The organism is Micromonospora sp. NPDC004336 (assembly GCF_053602615.1).
In genome coordinates, this window is record NZ_JBSGDY010000366.1 from 1 (window position 1) to 1,415 (window position 1,415).

At 78.3% G+C, this 1,415-nt stretch carries 1 protein-coding gene; it reads left to right on the plus strand.

Features of this window, described 5'->3' with window-relative positions:
- Nucleotides 1-1,363: hypothetical protein (locus tag ACWENR_RS30760; protein WP_452280439.1), on the plus strand; the 1,363-nt coding region annotated here is incomplete at its 5' end.
- Nucleotides 1,364-1,415 lie beyond the last annotated feature (52 nt).

The following is a 1,415-nucleotide window of genomic DNA, read 5'->3' on the forward strand; positions in this document are numbered from 1 at the left end:
GGGCGGGCCCGCCCGGTGGCCGGAGCCGGCCCGCCCGGACGGCCCGGGCCGGCTCCGCGACGCGCTCCGGACGACGCCGGCGCTGATCGTGCTCAGCGGCGCCCTGCTCGTCGCCGCGCTGACGGTCACCGCCGCCGTCGCCGTGCAGTCCCGCCCGTCGGCCACCACGCTGGGCGAGCGGTCGGCGGCGACCGCCGTGGGCACCAGCACGACCGCCCGGGAGATCTACCAGGGCCTCGCCGACGCGGACGTCGCCGCCAGCGCCGTCTTCCTGCTCCCGCCGACCGAGGAGCGGCGGGCCGCGCTGGTGGCCGACTACGACGCGGCCGTCCACGAGGTCGAGCGCACGCTCACCGTCTCGATGGGCAACGCCGCCGGCGACCCGGACCGCCTGACCCGGCTGGCGACGATCGCGGCCCGGCTGAAGGTCTACCGCGACGTGGTCTGCGCCGCCCTGCGCGTGTCCGGCCCGCTGTCCGCGACGGCCACCGGGAACCGGCGCCCCTGCCCGCCGACCACAGCGGCGGAACAGGCCGACACGGGCGACGCGGCGGCCCGCGCCGTGCTCGCCTCCGCATACGCGCGCCAGGCGTCGCACTACATGTCCACCGAGCTGCTGACCGCCGCCCAGGGGCTGTGGAACTACGACACCAGGCTGCTGCTCGACGCCCGCGCCGACGCCCGCCCGTGGCTGGCCGCCTCCGTCCTGGCGCCGCTGGGCACCCTCGCCGCCCTGGTGCTGGTGCAGGTGTGGCTGCGCCGGCGGACGCGGCGCCGGCTCAACCCGGGCCTCCTGCTGGCCTCGGTGGCCACCGGGGCCGCGCTGGCCATGCTGGTCTCCTCGTGGTGGCACTGGCCGGCCGCCGACCGGGGGTTCCCGGAGCTGGAACGGGCGATCGACGCGCAGAGCGCCACCCAGCAGCGGCTCGGCGCCCTGCTGGCCGGCCGGGCCGACGTCTACCTGGGACTCGGCGCGAGCGTCGACCCGGCCGGGCACAAGGCGAACTTCGACGGGCGGGACCTCTGCCTCCGCCCGGCCACGGGGTCGCGACCGCCCGGGGACCGGATCGACTGCACCGCCCTCGACGAGACGGTCTGGCCGGCGCGGCAGAGCCGCACGCCCGACGCCTTCCGCGACGCCGTCGACACCGTGCTCGCCGAGGGGTCGGCCGGCCGCGCGTTCGTCGCCGCCGAGGAGCACCTGCTGACCGAACTGACCGCCCGCAACGAGGAGGTCTCCCGGATGGTCGCCGACCTGCCCGAGGCACGTCGCCACCTGGGCGCCGCGGCGGCCTGGGCAGCCCTGCTCGCCGCCGCCGGCGTGGTCGCCGGGTTGCGCCGGCGCTACCTGGAGTACCAGTGACCGCGCCCCGACCGGCTCCGACGCGCGCCCGTCGCCCGGCACGCCACCTCGT